This window comes from Pelagimonas sp. (genome assembly GCF_058892305.1).
Genome location: NZ_JBZXVN010000077.1, coordinates 19594 through 36421, shown reverse-complemented (window position 1 = coordinate 36421; position 16828 = coordinate 19594). Strand labels below are relative to the sequence as shown.

General features: G+C 53.2%; 14 protein-coding genes. 10 read left to right on the top strand and 4 right to left on the bottom strand.

The features are described 5' to 3' along the window. Position 1 precedes the first annotated feature (1 nt). Together ubiB and ubiE are read right to left on the bottom strand one after the other, a co-directional pair. Positions 2-1534 (bottom strand): 2-polyprenylphenol 6-hydroxylase, encoded by a 1533-nt coding sequence (gene ubiB / locus AC5EFR_RS22970; RefSeq protein WP_493578016.1) that lies wholly within the window; start codon positions 1532-1534, stop codon positions 2-4. Then, positions 1535-2287 (bottom strand): bifunctional demethylmenaquinone methyltransferase/2-methoxy-6-polyprenyl-1,4-benzoquinol methylase UbiE, encoded by a 753-nt coding sequence (gene ubiE / locus AC5EFR_RS22965; protein ID WP_493578041.1) that lies wholly within the window; start codon positions 2285-2287, stop codon positions 1535-1537. It abuts the gene before it with no gap. A gap of 96 nt (positions 2288-2383) precedes the next feature. Between ubiE and AC5EFR_RS22960 the strand changes: the two genes are divergently transcribed. From AC5EFR_RS22960 to rlmF, 10 genes are all read left to right on the top strand, one after another. Then, positions 2384-3004: a hypothetical protein gene (locus tag AC5EFR_RS22960; protein WP_493578015.1), complete on the top strand. Its 621-nt coding sequence runs from the start codon at positions 2384-2386 to the stop codon at positions 3002-3004. A gap of 22 nt (positions 3005-3026) precedes the next feature. Beyond that, positions 3027-3878 carry a bifunctional DNA-formamidopyrimidine glycosylase/DNA-(apurinic or apyrimidinic site) lyase gene (gene mutM / locus AC5EFR_RS22955; protein WP_493578040.1) on the top strand — a complete coding sequence of 284 codons (852 nt, stop codon included), beginning with the start codon at positions 3027-3029 and terminating at the stop codon, positions 3876-3878. A gap of 64 nt (positions 3879-3942) precedes the next feature. Then, positions 3943-4719, top strand: coding sequence for an enoyl-CoA hydratase (locus tag AC5EFR_RS22950; protein ID WP_493578014.1), 777 nt, complete (start codon positions 3943-3945; stop codon positions 4717-4719). 224 nt (positions 4720-4943) lie between these two features. After that, a complete protein-coding gene (gene rpsT / locus AC5EFR_RS22945; protein ID WP_493578013.1) occupies positions 4944-5207 on the top strand; it encodes a 30S ribosomal protein S20 in 264 nt (87 codons plus the stop codon). A 479-nt stretch (positions 5208-5686) separates the two neighbouring features. After that, on the top strand, positions 5687-7045 hold the full coding sequence (gene dnaA / locus AC5EFR_RS22940) for a chromosomal replication initiator protein DnaA (RefSeq protein ID WP_493578012.1): 1359 nt from the start codon (positions 5687-5689) through the stop codon (positions 7043-7045). A 167-nt stretch (positions 7046-7212) separates the two neighbouring features. After that, on the top strand, positions 7213-8331 hold the full coding sequence (gene dnaN, locus AC5EFR_RS22935) for a DNA polymerase III subunit beta (RefSeq protein WP_493578011.1): 1119 nt from the start codon (positions 7213-7215) through the stop codon (positions 8329-8331). 68 nt (positions 8332-8399) lie between these two features. Continuing rightward, positions 8400-9506, top strand: coding sequence for a DNA replication/repair protein RecF (gene recF, locus AC5EFR_RS22930; protein WP_493578039.1), 1107 nt, complete (start codon positions 8400-8402; stop codon positions 9504-9506). Beyond that, positions 9496-10020 carry a GNAT family N-acetyltransferase gene (locus AC5EFR_RS22925; RefSeq protein WP_493578010.1) on the top strand — a complete coding sequence of 175 codons (525 nt, stop codon included), beginning with the start codon at positions 9496-9498 and terminating at the stop codon, positions 10018-10020. Before recF ends, AC5EFR_RS22925 begins: the two co-directional genes overlap by 11 nt. 112 nt (positions 10021-10132) lie before the next feature. Then, complete coding sequence (gene gyrB, locus AC5EFR_RS22920; protein WP_493578009.1) at positions 10133-12550, top strand: DNA topoisomerase (ATP-hydrolyzing) subunit B; 2418 nt, start codon at positions 10133-10135, stop codon at positions 12548-12550. A 271-nt stretch (positions 12551-12821) separates the two neighbouring features. Then, positions 12822-13736 carry a 23S rRNA (adenine(1618)-N(6))-methyltransferase RlmF gene (gene rlmF / locus AC5EFR_RS22915; protein WP_493578008.1) on the top strand — a complete coding sequence of 305 codons (915 nt, stop codon included), beginning with the start codon at positions 12822-12824 and terminating at the stop codon, positions 13734-13736. Between the two features lie 271 nt (positions 13737-14007). On the opposite strand, the gene AC5EFR_RS22910 is transcribed toward rlmF, so the two are convergent. Continuing rightward, positions 14008-15489, bottom strand: coding sequence for an NAD-dependent succinate-semialdehyde dehydrogenase (locus AC5EFR_RS22910; RefSeq protein ID WP_493578007.1), 1482 nt, complete (start codon positions 15487-15489; stop codon positions 14008-14010). Further along, entirely contained in the window at positions 15482-16768 is a 1287-nt protein-coding gene (locus AC5EFR_RS22905; protein ID WP_493578006.1) for a 4-aminobutyrate--2-oxoglutarate transaminase, read from the bottom strand. The genes AC5EFR_RS22910 and AC5EFR_RS22905 overlap by 8 nt, the downstream gene beginning before the upstream one ends. Between the last annotated feature and the right edge of the window lie 60 nt (positions 16769-16828).

Genomic DNA, 16828 nt, shown 5'->3' with positions numbered 1-16828 from the left:
GTTAGATGATTACTTGGAGTATCCCAAGTAAGCCAACGCTGATCATTCCCCCTAGCACGGTCCATCCTAGCCGTCCGACCCATGGACGGTTGGGATTGCGAAGGGCATCTTGAGTTTGGCGTATCAAAGCCTCTTCCACCAGCCCGGGAAGCCGGGGGCCAAATCGGGCCAAAACCCGTGCAGTTTTGGAGAAATCTCGCAGAACTGCTTTTGGTCCAATCGATTGCTTGATGTAATCTTCGACAACAGGCTGAGCGACTGTCCAGATGTTCATATTTGGATCAAGTGAGCGAGCGACCCCTTCAACTACAACCATGGTCCGTTGCAGCAATATCAACTCGGTACGCGTTTCCATTCCAAAACGTTCTGTTACTTCGAACAGGTAGGATAGCAGCTTACCCATGGAAATGCGGGTCGCATCCATGCCGAAAATTGGCTCTCCTACGGCGCGGAGCGCGCGTGCAAATTCATCAACATCCCGGTCTGGCGGCACATATCCAGCCTCAAAGTGGACCTGCGCAACCCGGTAATAATCGCGCCGAATAAAACCAAACAAAATTTCGGCATAAACTCGTCGCGTATATTCGTCGATATGTCCCATGATTCCAAAGTCATAGGCTATGATGTCGCCGTTTGCCGCAACCTTTAGGTTGCCTTGGTGCATATCCGCATGGAAATACCCGTCGCGCAAAGCGTGGTTGAGAAACAGTTGCAACACCCTCTCTGACAAGAGGACACGGTCCATTCCTGCGGCGTCTAACGCTGCATTATCGCCAAGTGGAAGTCCTTCGGCCCAGCTCATCGTCATGATACGCCGACCCGAATAACCCCACTTCACATCGGGCAACTGAAAACCGGTGTCTTCTGATGTGTTCGCGGCGAACTCGCTGGCGGCGGATGCTTCCAGTCGAAGGTCCAGTTCGCCATTCACCACGCCTTCGAAATGCTCAATGACTTCGGTTGGACGCAATCGGCGAGATGATGGTGAGAAAAATTCAATAAATCCAGCCGCAAAATAGAACGCATCGATATCCTTGCGAAAGGCTCGTTCGATGCCCGGTCGCAGGATTTTTACGGCAACCGTTTCCTGTGTTTCTGCCAATTTGGCCTTATGAACTTGCGCAATGGACGCTGCGGCAACGGGTTCGGAAAACTCGGAGAACACTTCCGACAACGGCTGATCAAGCTCCTGTTCGACTTGCTCTTTTGCTTCTTCAACAGAAAAGGCCGGTAGCTTGTCTTGAAGCACTCGAAGCTCTTGCGCCATCTCATCGCCCACAACATCCGGACGCGTAGATAGGATTTGACCAAACTTTATGTAAGCAGGGCCCAGTGCCGTTAACGCCCGGACAGCCGGAGGCATAGAAGGATCACCCTTTTCGCCGAGCCACTTGAAGGGCCAAGCCAAAACACGCGCCGTAATCCGCAGGGGTGCCGGTGTGTCGAAGGCGTCCAAAATCACGCCCATTGCTCCAGTTCGCTCAAACGTTGCTCCGGTACGGATCAGACGCCAAATATTATGAGGACCACGCATTTAGATCTTCCAGCCAGAATGGAGGCACGCAACGCCCATTGTTAAATTTCGATATTTGGCGTTTTCAAACCCTGCGGCACGTACCATGCTTAAAAATGTCTCTTGGTCAGGGAATTTTCTAATAGATTCAACTAGATATTGGTAGCTATCGCCGTCATTGGCGATGGCTTTTCCCATCTTGGGAATGATGTTGAACGAATAGAGGTCATAGACCTTTTGCATCATGTCGTTTGGAATTTGCGAGAACTCCAAAACCATCAAACGGCCACCGGGTTTCAGTACGCGGTAGGCCTCGTTTAACGCTTCTTGTGGGCGGACAACATTCCTGATGCCAAAGGAAATCGTATAAACGTCAAAGGTGTTGTCGGCAAAAGGCAAGGCCATCGCATCCCCAACCACCCAATCGAGACTGTCCCCCATGGCCCCCGCTTCGGCGCGCTGACGTCCTTCGATCAACATGGATTCGGTGATGTCGAGAACTGTCGAATGCCCATGGCCCGCACGTTTAAGAAACTTAAACGAAATATCTCCGGTCCCACCGGCCACATCGAGCAGTTTTTGACCCGGACGTGGGGCCAGCCAATCCATCATCGCGTCTTTCCAGATGCGGTGAATGCCAAAGGACATGGCGTCATTCATCACGTCATATTTTGAGGCCACCGAGGTGAATACGCCCTGCACCTTGCCGGCCTTTTCGCTCTCTGGAACATCGGTAAAACCGAAATGCGTGGTGTTGTCAGAAGTTTTAGTCATCATACTGGTCCGGTTTGGCCTCAATATCGTCACGACTGTCGTACAGAGGTGGGGAGCAAAGAACAAACAGTCAAATGAGCGCAAAGAGTTTTGAGTGTGACTTACGAATTTCCTGGTGTGTCGTTGAACGATCACTTGTTAGTTCTGTTCGCATTGCTTGTTCCTGTCGGCCTCATCTGGTTGAAGCACAAATCATTTGAGTGGATCGTCAAGAACGCTGGACGGGCCTCTATTGGGTTAACGTCCAAGGCCCAAAAAGTTAAAGTTCCCCATCAAACGGGAATAGGATCGCAGTCGGCGGTTCGGACTAAGCCACATGGTTTCCTTGGGGTTGGCGTTTTTTGCACAGTTTTTTTTGGCGGAGGGAGCGCTGTTTTATGGGCCAGTTCATGGCATGGGCTGGATACGGAATTGAAAGTGCTCGGGTCATTCGTGTTGTTCGTTGGCCTTACAGATGTTGGTGTATTTCTGCCTCTGGAAAGCGCCACTAGGATCACGTTTACCAAAGACCGCTTGTGGTACCGCAGCTTGATACGGCCAAGCTTTGACGCGCCCCTGTCCGACTTGCGGACTGTGAAACTAAATCGCTCTGGCTCGACGCAAGAAGCTACGCTTATTTTTCAAGACGGTAGGGTTATCAAAATGAACGCAGAATGGCTGGGGTTCAAACAGGCCGTAGAAATTTTGGCAGAAGGGACTACAGTTTCATATTCGTGATGTGATCGAAGAAACGGAACCCATGCCAGAACTGCCCGAAGTTGAAACAGTGCGTCGCGGTCTTGCGCCGTCGATGGAGGGGGCGGTGATTGCCCAAGCCCAAGTGAATCGCCCTGATTTACGCTGGCCCTTTCCCGCGAAAATGGCGGAACGCCTGACTGGGGCGCGGGTGGATCGTTTGCGGCGCAGGTCAAAATACATCCTTGCTGACCTATCGACCGGTGAAACCTTGTTGATCCATCTCGGTATGTCGGGGCGGATGCTTGTGTCAGGAGACCCGCTGGGCAGCTTTGCACATGATCACCCCGCAGCTCAAAAACATGACCATGTTGTTCTAGATTTCGACAATGGTGCTCGCGTTACATTCAACGATCCGCGCCGGTTTGGGGCGATGGATTTACTTGAGACCGCCACGGCCGATCAGCACAAATTGTTATCTGGGCTGGGGCCCGAACCGCTTGGCAATGATTTCAACGAATCCCACCTAGCCGGGGCGCTTAAAAATCGAAAACTGCCGATGAAATCTGCCTTGCTCGATCAAAAGATCGTTTCAGGACTTGGCAATATTTATGTGTGTGAAACGCTTTACCGTGGCAAAATGCACCCATCCCGGCGTGCTTGTGACGTTACGACACATGAGGTCGGAGAGCTTGTTCCGATCATTCGAAACGTGCTTTCCGAGGCGATCCAAGCGGGTGGTTCATCGCTCAAGGATTTTCGTCAAGCTGATGGAGAACTTGGATATTTTCAGCATAGCTTTGACGTCTATGGGCGTGAAGGCGAGCACTGCAAAGCACCCGTTTGTTCCGGTCAAATTGAACGAATCGTGCAATCGGGTCGGTCCTCTTTCTTTTGTCCAATTTGTCAAAGATAGCTTGAACCGGGGCGCAACAATGATAAGCCTGACGGTCTGAGGAAACGGACGGAGCCCGCACCCCATGGCCTATGAGACGATCGTCGTCGAAGTAGAAGACCACATCGCTACCATCAAATTGAATCGCCCTGATGCATTGAACGCGCTCAACACTCAGCTGTTGGGTGAGTTGACCGATGCCTTGGCGGACGCGGATGGCAACGACAAGGTACGCTGCATCATCATCACCGGTTCGGCCAAGGCGTTTGCTGCCGGAGCCGATATCAAGGAAATGTCCGAAAAGAGTTATGTCGACATGTTTATGTCGGACTTTTTCGGCAAAGAAGGCAATGCTGTTATCAGTACCCGCAAGCCGGTTATCGCGGCTGTCGCCGGATATGCGCTGGGCGGTGGATGCGAACTCGCTATGATGTGTGACTTCATCATCGCGGCTGATAACGCCAAGTTTGGTCAGCCAGAAATCAATCTGGGCGTCATTGCCGGGATCGGTGGATCGCAACGCCTTACACGCTTTATTGGTAAATCCAAAGCGATGGATATGAACCTGACCGGTCGCTTTATGGACGCCGAAGAGGCTGAGCGTTCAGGTTTGGTGAGCCGCGTTGTTCCCGTCAAGTCGCTGATGGAAGAGACGCGTTCGGCGGCTGAAAAGATTGCCGAAAAGTCGATGATCTCGGCAATGGCGGTCAAGGAAGCCGTGAACCGGTCTTATGAGACAACGTTGACCGAAGGGCTGTTGTACGAACGCCGTTTGTTCCATGCATTGTTTGCCACCGAAGATCAAAAAGAAGGCATGGCCGCCTTTATGGAAAAGCGCACGCCGCAGTTCCGAGATAGATAAGAGAAATGCAATATGACCGAAACAAAGGGTGTTTCGGTCATATTGCTATTGATAATTAGCAAGAAATTGGGCCTTTCCAAACCGTGATAGTTTGGCTATATGGCCCCCATACATGCGCGTGATGCCCGCTAAGGCAAGAATCGGACCGATGGAACTCCTCTGGGAAAATTCGGCTTTGTGTTGCTCACGCACTGGACAGATACAAAGATCAAGGACCGATCATCATGGCAAATTCGCCCCAAGCAAAAAAACGCGCCCGTCAGAATGAATCCCGTTTGGCTGTTAACAAAGCCCGTCGTTCGCGCATCCGCACTTTCCTTCGCGCTGTAGAAGAAGCAATCGAAACCGGTGACAAGGCTGCGGCCTCTGCTGCTTTGCAAGCGGCTCAACCTGAGCTGATGCGCGGCGTGACCAAAGGTGTTTTCCACAAGAATACCGCGTCCCGCAAGATGTCTCGTCTCGCTGCGCGTGTAAAAGCGTTGGGATAAAAATATCACGCATTTTGTGTGATTAAATTAAAGGCACCACTACATGTGGTGCCTTTTTTCGTTGGAATGCCAACATCTTTAACGTGTGGAGATTCTTTTTCGGGAATCCCTGAGTCAAGGCGTAAGATCGGTTGCTCGAAGCCGTCTTAGGTTGGTAATTTCCCCCTGCGAGTCACTTCGCAGGGGGGACAGGCTGCCGACTTTGGTCCGTGATCGTTGCACGGGTTTAGGGTCACTCATGCCGAAACCACTATGGTTTTGCAGAGTTTCAGGGGGTTACCTCTGGCCATGTCCAATACAGTAAACGAGTCTTTTTGACTCGGCCTTCGTGGGGATGCGAGGGACTGATTCAATGACTTCGAGGATTTCCTCGCAGCTCATGCCGCTGGCATGGGGTTGGTTGCCGTGTGCCCTCTGAAATGTGACGCGCCGCCGGAGTCACGACCGGTGAAGACAAGTCAGGAAGGAAACGGGGACAAATGACAAGAGAGCAATGGGGCGCGTTGCAAGAGCAGATTTGCAATACGATTGGGGAAAACAACTACAAAACCTGGATCAAGCCACTTTCTTTTGCGGGAATAAGTGACGGGGGCGTTGTTACCCTGCAAGCGCCGACAAGCTTTTTCGGCTCTTATGTATCACAGAATTTTGGCGACATGCTGCTGGCACAGCTGTCGACTGTTGCGCCAAATGCGCGCCGAATCTCTTATGATGTCGTTCAGGCGAACGAAGTTGCTCGGCACCCAAAAGACGCGGCAAAACCAGCTGAGCCGGAAGTCGCAGCGGCACCCAAAGAATTGCCGGGCGCTCCGCTCGACAGCCGCTTTACCTTTGACACCTTTGTGGTCGGAAAACCCAACGAACTCGCGCATGCTGCGGCGAAACGCGTTGCCGAAGGTGGCCCTGTTACGTTTAACCCGTTGTTTCTCTATGGTGGCGTTGGCTTGGGTAAGACCCACCTTATGCATGCAATCGCCCATGAGTTGAGCACTCGCAATCCGCATTTGACCGTTCTGTATTTGTCAGCGGAACAGTTCATGTACCGTTTTGTGCAAGCTTTGCGCGAACGTAAGATGATGGACTTCAAAGAGATGTTTCGCTCTGTCGACGTTCTTATGGTCGACGATGTTCAGTTCATCGCTGGAAAAGATTCGACGCAAGAAGAGTTTTTCCACACGTTCAACGCCCTTGTTGATCAAAACAAACAGATCATCATTTCCGCCGACCGAGCGCCCGATGAGATCAAAGATCTTGAAAACCGCATCCGCAGCCGCCTGCAATCCGGGCTTGTTGTTGACCTTCATCCGACCGACTACGAATTGCGTCTCGGCATTCTTCAATCCAAGGTCGAAACCTATCGCGCCATGTATCCGAGCCTTGAGATAGATGGCGGCGTTCTTGAGTTTTTGGCCCATCGGATCAGCACCAACGTGCGCGTTCTCGAAGGTGCTTTGACACGTTTGTTCGCGTTTGCTTCACTTGTCGGCAAGCCGATCAACATGGATTTGGTTCAGGACAGCCTGTCCGATGTTCTGCGCGCCTCTGAACGCAAAATTTCGATCGACGAGATTCAGCGCAAGGTGGCCGAGCACTACAATATCCGCCTCAGCGATATGATTGGCCCCAAGCGCGTGCGTACTTTTGCCCGTCCGCGCCAGGTTGCGATGTATTTGTGCAAACAGCTGACATCGCGGTCTTTGCCCGAAATCGGCCGCCGTTTTGGTGGGCGCGACCACACCACCGTGATGCATGGTGTGCGCCGTATCGAAGAGCTGCGCCTTCAGGATGGTCAAATTGACGAAGATGTCGAATTGCTTCGTCGCGCATTGGAAGCCTAACGGCCTTTTCGTTGGGTCTCTTCCACAACAGTTGCACCTTGGCCGCCCTCGGGCGGCCGGATGCACTTGACGCTCCTGTAAAACAATCGGACAAATCGTAAAAACGGGCTTGGAGCGCCGGACCCATCGGTCTAGTGTGCGCATCCGGCTATGCGGAGAGATGGGCGATGAAGATCAGCATTGAACGCGCCACGCTGTTGCGCGCAGTGGCACAAGCACAATCGGTTGTGGAACGACGCAACACGATTCCGATTTTGGCCAATGTGCTGATTGACGCCGAAGGCGATGACGCGACATTCCGCGCCACGGATTTGGATATCGAGGTGCTGGACAAGGCTCCGGCCAAGGTAAGCCGCGCCGGAGGCACAACCGTTTCGGCGGTGACGCTGCATGAAATCGTCCGGAAATTGCCCGATGGCGCCTTGGTTGAATTGGAAGAAGACAGTGCTGCAGGGCGGTTGACCGTTTCGGCAGGTCGGTCGAATTTCTCGTTGGCGACCTTGCCACGCGAAGATTTCCCGATCATGGCCTCGTCTGAATACAACACCAACTTCTCTGCCAAGGCCGAAGTTCTGCGTCGCCTCTTCGACAAGTCGAAATTCGCGATTTCCACAGAGGAGACACGATATTATCTGAACGGTGTGTATATGCACATCGCCGATAGTGACGGCGGTCAGGTTCTGCGCTGTGTTGCCACCGATGGCCACCGTTTGGCACGCATTGATGCGGATCTGCCTGATGGGGCCGCGGATATGGCCGGTGTCATCGTGCCGCGCAAAACCGTCGGAGAGCTGCGCAAACTTTTGGATGATGACGAGATGGACATCGCGGTGTCGGTTTCCGAAACCAAAGTGCGCTTTGCAACGCCAGATATCACACTGACCTCCAAGGTTATCGACGGTACCTTCCCGGATTACACCCGCGTGATCCCGCAAGGGAACACCCGCAAGCTCGAAGTTGACGCCAACGATTTCGCCAAGGCGGTTGATCGTGTTGCGACGGTGTCCTCGGAACGCTCGCGTGCTGTGAAATTGCAACTTGACGAAGATCGCCTGATCTTGTCGGTGAACGCGCCAGATAGCGGTGCCGCCGAAGAGGAACTTGCCGTTGCCTACGGCGATGAGCGGTTGGAAATCGGGTTTAACGCCAAATACCTGCTGGAAATCGCCAGCCAAGTTGATCGTGAAAACGCTGTGTTCTTGTTTAACTCATCCGGCGATCCAGCGTTGATGCGTGAAGGCAATGACACAAGCGCCGTCTATGTCGTCATGCCGATGCGCGTGTGACGATTTCCGCTTGAACGCACGAATTCAAACGCCGCCACCGGCGTTTTCCCAAAATGAAAGGGATGGCGATGGGTGAGATGTTTCTCTCGCACCTGACCTTGTCCCATTTCCGGTCCCACCGCTTGGTTCGGCTGGAGCTTGATGCGCGTCCCGTGGTCATTCACGGCAACAATGGCGCGGGCAAAACCAACTTGATCGAAGCGGTGTCGCTGTTTTCACCGGGTCGCGGTTTACGCCGGGCCTCGGCCCAGGACATGGCCCGTAAACCCGAAGCATTGGGGTGGAAGCTCAATGCGATCTTGAATGCGCCCAGCGGCCAGCACGAGATTTCGGTGACATCCGACGCCGGAGCAGCCCGTCAGGTGCAGATTGATAGCAAATCTGTGCCGCAAACCGCCCTGGCGCAATTGACGCGCGTTCTGTGGCTTATTCCGGCGATGGATCGCTTGTGGATCGAAGGTGCCGAGGGGCGTCGTCGGTTTTTAGATCGCATGGTGCTTAGCTTTTTCCCTTCCCATGCCGAAGCGTCGCTGACCTATGAAAAAACCATGCGCGAACGCAATCGCCTGCTTAAGGAACAAGTGCGCGACGCTCATTGGTATGCGGTGCTTGAAGCTCAGATGGCGAAAACGGGTGCTGATATCCATGCGAACCGGGTGGCGGCCCTAACCCGACTGCGTGAGGCGCAAAATTCGGCCAGCCCACAGTTTCCAGCCGCCGAACTCGACCTTGTGCAAAGCGAAGGCACGATGCCCGAAACCGAAACGGATTTGCTAGATGCGCTGCAGGAAAGCCGGTTTCGCGACATGGCCGCCGGCCGAACGTTGGTTGGGCCACATCGGACCGACCTTTACGGCAGTTACGCGGCCAAGGGAGTTCCGGCGTCCGATTGCTCAACAGGGGAGCAAAAGGCCCTTTTGATTTCGCTGATCTTGGCGAATGCGCGGTCTTTGGCGGCGGACATTGGTGCACCGCCTATCTTGCTGCTTGATGAGGTGGCGGCGCATTTGGATGCCGGGCGGCGGGCTGCGCTATACGATGAAATCTGCACGCTCGGTGCGCAGGCGTGGATGACGGGCACCGGCCCGGAACTGTTTTCCGATCTCGGAAGCAGAGCCCAGCACTTAGATGTCCTAGACGAAAACGGTGTTTCCGAGGTTTCCCTTGTCGATTGAGGTTATTTCAGAATTTCAGTTAACCGCGTTTGACGAGGCTGAGATCGCGGATGTGATCGCTGCCAGTTTTCCGACCGAGTATTCGGGGCGCAGCTTTTTCCAACAGCGTCCGCATCTTCGCGTGATTTGGCGCAAAGAGCGCATCCTTGCCCACATCGCCCTGTTCTATCGCTCGATCCGTATTGATGATGATCTGACGGTGATCGCTGGCGTTGGTGATGTCGCTTGCCACCCTGATTTTCGCGAACAGGGTATCGCCACCAAACTGATGGACCATAGCCTCGCACTTGCCGCCCAAAGTCAGGCGCAATTTGCCCTGCTGTTTGGCGCTCGGACGCTCTATGATCGTGCCGGGTTCTTGCCAAGCAAAAACGCCTATACCTCAGTCGATATGACCGGGGCAAAGACGCATGGGGTCGGCACCCGCAAGGCCAATTTTCTAATGGTGAATCCGTTGAAAAACCGAGTTTGGCCCGAGACGGCCCAGATAGATTTTCTAGGGCCGCTGTTTTAGGAAATAGGTGTCGGGTGTAACTTGTATAAGAAACACCAAATCTTGTGTCATCTGCGTGACAAACCTATATCCTACCGCTATAAATTCCGTTCAAATAACAAAGGAAACGGACATGTCCGACACCGCAGGCAATCCTGAAGAATATGGCGCGGATTCCATTAAGGTTCTCAAGGGTTTGGAGGCGGTTCGCAAGCGCCCCGGCATGTACATTGGCGACACAGATGACGGCTCAGGCCTGCATCATATGGTTTACGAAGTTGTCGACAACGGCATTGACGAAGCTTTGGCCAAACATGCTGACTATGTCAGGGTAAAAATCCACTCGGATTCCAGTGTTTCTGTGCGTGATAATGGCCGCGGTATCCCGGTTGATATCCACCAAGAGGAAGGGGTTTCTGCCGCAGAGGTCATCATGACCCAGCTGCACGCGGGCGGTAAGTTTGACAGCAATTCCTACAAGGTCTCTGGCGGCCTGCACGGCGTGGGCGTTTCGGTTGTGAATGCCCTGTCTGTTTGGCTTGAGCTAACCATCTGGCGCCAAGGCAAAATCCATCGGGCACGGTTTGAACATGGTGAAACCGCCAAGCACCTTGAAGTTATTGGGGATGCTGGTGACGAAACCGGTACTGAGGTTCGTTTCCTTGCCTCGACCGACACTTTTTCCAACCTTGAATACAGTTTCGAGACCTTGGAAAAGCGTCTGCGCGAATTGGCCTTCTTAAACTCCGGTGTTCGGATCATTCTTGAGGATGAACGCCCCGCCGAACCGCTCAAATCCGAGCTGTTCTTCGAAGGTGGCGTTAAGGAATTCGTTAAATACCTGGACCGTTCGAAGCAAGCCGTGATGCCGGAACCGATTTATATCAACGGCGAAAAAGACGACATCGGTGTGGAAATCGCAATGTGGTGGAATGACAGCTACCATGAGAATGTCCTCCCGTTTACGAACAACATCCCACAGCGCGATGGCGGCACACACCTCGCCGGATTTCGTGGGGCGCTAACGCGTCAAATCCAGAAATATGCCCAAGAAAGCGGGATCACCAAGAAAGAGAAAATTTCTTTCACCGGGGATGATGCGCGTGAAGGTTTGACAGCCGTTTTGTCGGTCAAAGTGCCAGACCCTAAGTTTAGTTCTCAGACAAAAGACAAACTGGTGTCCTCCGAAGTTCGCCCCGCCGTCGAAAGCATGATGGGCGAAAAGCTTGCAGAATGGTTTGAAGAGAACCCGGCGCAAGCCAAACAGATCGTTGGCAAAATTATCGAGGCGGCTTTTGCCCGCGAAGCGGCCCGAAAGGCGCGAGAATTGACCCGCCGCAAGACTGCGATGGATGTCAGCTTTAACGCGGCCAAGCTCAAAGATTGCTCGGAGAAAGATCCATCCCTAACCGAACTCTTCCTCGTGGAGGGTGACTCGGCCGGGGGATCGGCGCAAACAGGGCGCGACCGCAAGAACCAAGCTATCCTTCCGTTGCGTGGTAAAATCCTCAACGTCGAACGCGCGCGTTTTGACCGGATGCTTGGCTCTCAGGAGATTGGCAACCTCGTTATGGCGCTGGGAACTGGCATTGGCCGTGACGAATTTAACATTGAAAAACTCCGATACCATAAGATCGTCATCATGACCGATGCGGACGTTGACGGGGCGCACATTCGTACTCTGTTGTTAACGTTCTTTTACCGCCAGATGCCCGAACTGATTGAAGGCGGCTACCTCTACATCGCCCAACCGCCGCTCTTTAAAGTGGCGCGTGGCAAGTCAGAGGTTTACCTCAAAGATCAAATGGCGCTGGATGATCACTTGATCCATCAAGGGATCGAAGGCGCTCAGCTCAAGCTTGGCTCTGGCGAAGTGATTGTCGGCCAGGACTTGGTCCGTGTGGTTGATGAAGCGCGCCAGTTGCGTCGCGTTATTGAGGCCTTCCCAACACACTATCCCCGTCACATTCTGGAACAGGCTGCGGTCGCCGGGGCTTTTGTTCCCGGTGCGGTGGATAGCGATTTACAAGGGGTTGCCAACAAAGTGGCAGCGCGTCTGGACTTGGTTGCACTTGAATATGAGCGTGGATGGAATGGCCGGATCACTCAGGACAAGGGCATTCGTCTGGCGCGTATTTTGCGGGGTGTTGAGGAGGTCCGGACGATGGATGGTCCGATGCTGCGCTCTGGTGAGGCACGCAAAACCGGCAGCTTTACCGAAAGCTTGCAATCTATTTATGGAGCTACAGCGACCTTGGAGCGGAAAGACCGTTTGCAAGTTATCAATGGACCAATTGAGTTGCTGAAAGCCATTCTGGAAGAAGGCGAAAAGGGCCTGTCCTTGCAGCGCTACAAAGGTCTTGGGGAAATGAACCCGGATCAATTGTGGGAAACGACATTGGACCCAGATGCCCGTACTCTTTTGAAGGTGACGGTGGATGATATGGCCGGGGCCGACGACCTGTTTACCAAGTTGATGGGTGACGTAGTCGAACCGCGTCGGGAGTTCATTCAGCAAAACGCCCTAAGTGTTGAGAATCTCGACTTTTAGGAATTGTTTTGAGAGTTTTTTCGCGGCACCTTTGTTGTGCCGCGAAAGGCGCGGGTAAAGCGTAACAAAACGGTTCCAACGATAGAGTTTTACCTATGTTGTATGTTCGGCGTGGAATTTTGTCTAAGGTTGATATGTCGCTTTTTGGCCTCCGGAGAAGCAAACGGATTTCCTAACAAGCTATATATGTGGTTAGCTCCCTATTTTACGTGTCGTGCTGTAGGGCCAAATCATTCCATAATGACATCGCTTTATTTCAAAGGTGCCTTCTATGACCGCCAAAACGAAGCTGCATCCGCGGAACCAACATACACAAGGGTACGACTTTGAGCGTTTGATGGAGCAGACACCGGACCTTAGGACGTTTACAACGCTCAATCCACGCGGTCAGATGACGATCGATTTTAAGGACGTCGAAGCGGTCAGGATGTTAAATCGGGCCTTGCTAAAGACGCATTATGACATCGAATTTTGGGATATTCCACGCGGATACCTATGCCCCCCAATTCCTGGTCGTGTTGACTATATTCACCATCTCTCCGACTTGCTTGCCGCCAGCAACAACAAAGACATACCACTAGGACAGCACATCAACGTGTTGGATATCGGGACCGGAGCGAGCCTCGTTTACCCTCTGACGGGTCAAAGCGAGTATGGTTGGAGTTTTACTGGTGTTGATATTGATGAAAGTGCCCTCAACTCAGCCCAACGTATTAAGGATGAAAACGATCTGCAAATCACCCTTAAGAAACAGTGTGAACCGGACGATGTTTTTAAAGGGGTGATTGAAGCCAATGACTTTTTTCATGCCACTATGTGTAATCCGCCATTTCATTCATCCAAAGAAAAGGCGAACAAGGGCACCCAACGCAAATGGGCGAACCTTGGACAAAAGCAGTCGACGAAACTCAATTTCGGAGGTCAAAATAACGAGCTTTGGTGTCCAGGTGGCGAGATGAACTTTATTGCACGCATGATCGAGCAGAGCCATGATTTCGCGCATCAATGCCTTTGGTTTACGTCTTTGGTTTCGAAAAAAGATAACCTGCAAACGCTATCTCGAATTTTGCGCAAATCGAGAGTTGTTGAATACAAAGTAGTCGAAATGGCACAAGGGCAAAAAACGAGCCGTTTTATTGCTTGGACATACACATTGAAAAAGAACCGAGCACGCCTGTTCAAATAGAACTCTAATAAAAACACGGTGATAAAACGCAAAGGACCAACAAAATCCCCCGTGTCAAAACCGGAAAAATAGCTTGGTCTATGTTACCTCTAGCGGATAATTCCCTCATTTTTAGAGGAGTCACTAAAATCTTGGCGGCATATCGTTTCTGTATTGGGGCTAATGTTCCAATACCCGTCTTGGGCCGCTCAATAAGTGTGCGACATGGCAGAACGCAATCGCACGCTCTGCCATATCTGAGGCCATTATAGCCAACAAGGCTTGTGGAAACCTAAGCGATTTCGCCCATGCAGACATATTTGATTTCAAGGAAGTCTTCGGTTCCGTATTTCGATCCCTCGCGGCCCAGTCCGGACTGCTTGATACCGCCAAAAGGTGCGACCTCGGTGGAGATCAAGCCAGTGTTGACGCCGACGATGCCTGATTCCAAAGCTTCGGCAACGCGCCAGACACGGGCCAAATCGCGGCTAAAGAAGTAGGAGGCCAAGCCAAATTCACTGTCGTTGGCCATCTCAACAACATCCGCTTCGTCCTCGAATTTGAATAGCGGAGCCACCGGGCCGAAGGTTTCTTCCTTTGCGACCTTCATGTCCTTGGTCACGCCGGTTAACACCGTTGGGTTGAAATAGTTACCACCCAGATCGGACCTACCACCACCCTCGATGATCTCAGCACCTTTGCCAACCGCATCGGCGATGTGCTCTTCGACTTTGGCAACAGCGGCCCCATCGATCATTGGGCCCGTTGTCACGCCTTCGTCAAACCCATCGCCAATTTTTAGCGTTGCTGTCTTTTCTTTCAGCTTCGCAGCGAACGCATCATAGACTCCGGCCTGTACATAAATCCGGTTGGCACAAACGCAAGTTTGACCATTGTTCCGGAACTTGGCGATCATTGCACCCTCGACTGCGGCGTCGATGTCAGCATCATCAAAGACGATGAACGGCGCGTTGCCGCCAAGCTCAAGGCTCATCTTTTTGATTGTCTTGGCCGCTTGACCCATCAAGATCTGTCCCACGCGCGTGGACCCGGTAAAGGTGATTTTCGCGACTTTTTCGTTGCAGCACAATTCATTGCCAACGCCCGAGCTATCGGTCCCGGGAATGACGTTCAGCACGCCAGCAGGAATACCCGCCCGTTCGCCCAGTACCGCCATGGCCAGCGCGGAAAGCGGTGTAAGCGTGGCAGGGCGCGCGACAAAGGTACACCCGACGGCCAATGCGGGCGCGACCTTCCGTGCAATCATGGCATTGGGGAAGTTCCAGGGTGTGATTGATCCGACAACACCCACGGGTTGTTTCATCACGACGATCCGTTTGTCGCGTTGGTGGCTTGGAATTATATCGCCATAAACGCGCTTGGCTTCTTCTCCGAACCATTCGATGTAAGACGCACCATAGAGGATTTCCCCGCGGGCCTCAGCCCAAGGTTTGCCCATTTCGGCCGTTAGGATCGTCGCCAAATCGTCAGCGTTTTCAATCATCAAGTCAAACCAGCGGCGCAGAATTGCGGCGCGTTCTTTACCCGTCCACGAGGCCCAGTCGGCCTTGGCTGCATAGGCTGCATCAATGGCCGCCGTGGTGTCAGCGATGTCCATGTCTGCTACATGCGCAATGCAGGCCCCGGTGGCCGGGTTCATCACCGGAAACGTTTTTTGCTTTTCCACCCAGACGCCGTTCACATAGGCACGGGTCTCTAGAAGTGAGGCATCATTCAGCTTCAGTGGAGTGACTTCGGGTTTCTGATCAAGCATTTGTGTTGCCTTTCACAGCGTCAATCGACGCTTCGAGAATATCCATGGCTTCGGCGAAGATTTCGTCTTGGACGGTGATCGGCGCGAGAAAGCGGATGACATTGCCGTAAACACCGCAGGTCAGCAGGACGAGACCACGGGTCAACGCTTCGGCGCGGATGGCGTTTGCCATGTCTGGGTTTGGCGAGCTGCCATCAACGGTGTTGAACTCGGCTGCGATCATGAAGCCGGGGCCGCGGATATCGGCAATCTCAGGTACGCGTTCTCGTAGCGATTCCAATCGCTGCTTGAGACGTGAGCCTAGCTCGTTCGCGCGCCCGCAAAGGTCTTCTTCTTCGATCACATCTAGAACAGCATTGGCCGCCGCGATACCCAGGGGGTTGCCGCCATAAGTGCCGCCAAGACCACCCGGGGCAGCCGCATCCATAATCTCGGCGCGCCCTGTAACAGCAGCGAGCGGCAAGCCACCAGCCAAGCCCTTGGCCATCGTCGTCAGGTCAGCGGCAACGTCATATCCGTCCATGGCAAACAGGGTTCCGGTCCGTGCGAAGCCGGTTTGAATTTCGTCAGCGATCATAACGATCCCGTGCTCGTCACAGAGCGCGCGCAAACCGCGCATCAACTCTGCTGGCGCTGGGTAAAAACCACCTTCGCCCTGCACTGGCTCGATGATGATCGCAGCAACGCGTCCGGGATCCAGGTCAGCCTTGAACAGTTTCGTCAGCGCTCCAAGCGCTTCGTCCGTGGAAACGCCGTGCAATTCGATCGGGAAGGGCACATGGTAAACATCCGGCATCATCGCGCCGAACCCCTTTTTGTAGGGCATAACTTTGCCGGTCAGGCTCATTCCCATGAAGGTACGACCGTGGAAACCACCGCCAAAGGCAATAACGGCCGGACGGTCTGTGGCCGCCCGAGCGATCTTGATCGCGTTTTCAACAGCTTCGGCACCGGTCGTGACAAAAACGGTTTTCTTGTCAAAGTCACCCGGTGCTTTGTCGTTGAGCCGTTCCGCCAGCCGTATGTAATTTTCATAGGGCATCACCTGGTGGCAGGTGTGAGTAAAGCTTTCGGCCTGTTTCTGTACCGCTGCCATCACCTTGGGGTGGCGGTGGCCAGTATTCACAACTGCGATACCGGCAGCGAAATCGATGTAACGATTCCCTTCCACGTCCCAAACCTCGGCGTTCAACGCGCGTTCGGCATAGACTTGAGTTTGCATCCCAACACCCCGTGCAACGGCGGTTTCACGGCGTTTGGCGATCTCTGTATTTAACATGGGCATTCCTTTTGATACGTCGAACCGGCCTTGTCCGGAACGGGGTCATGCAGTTTGGAA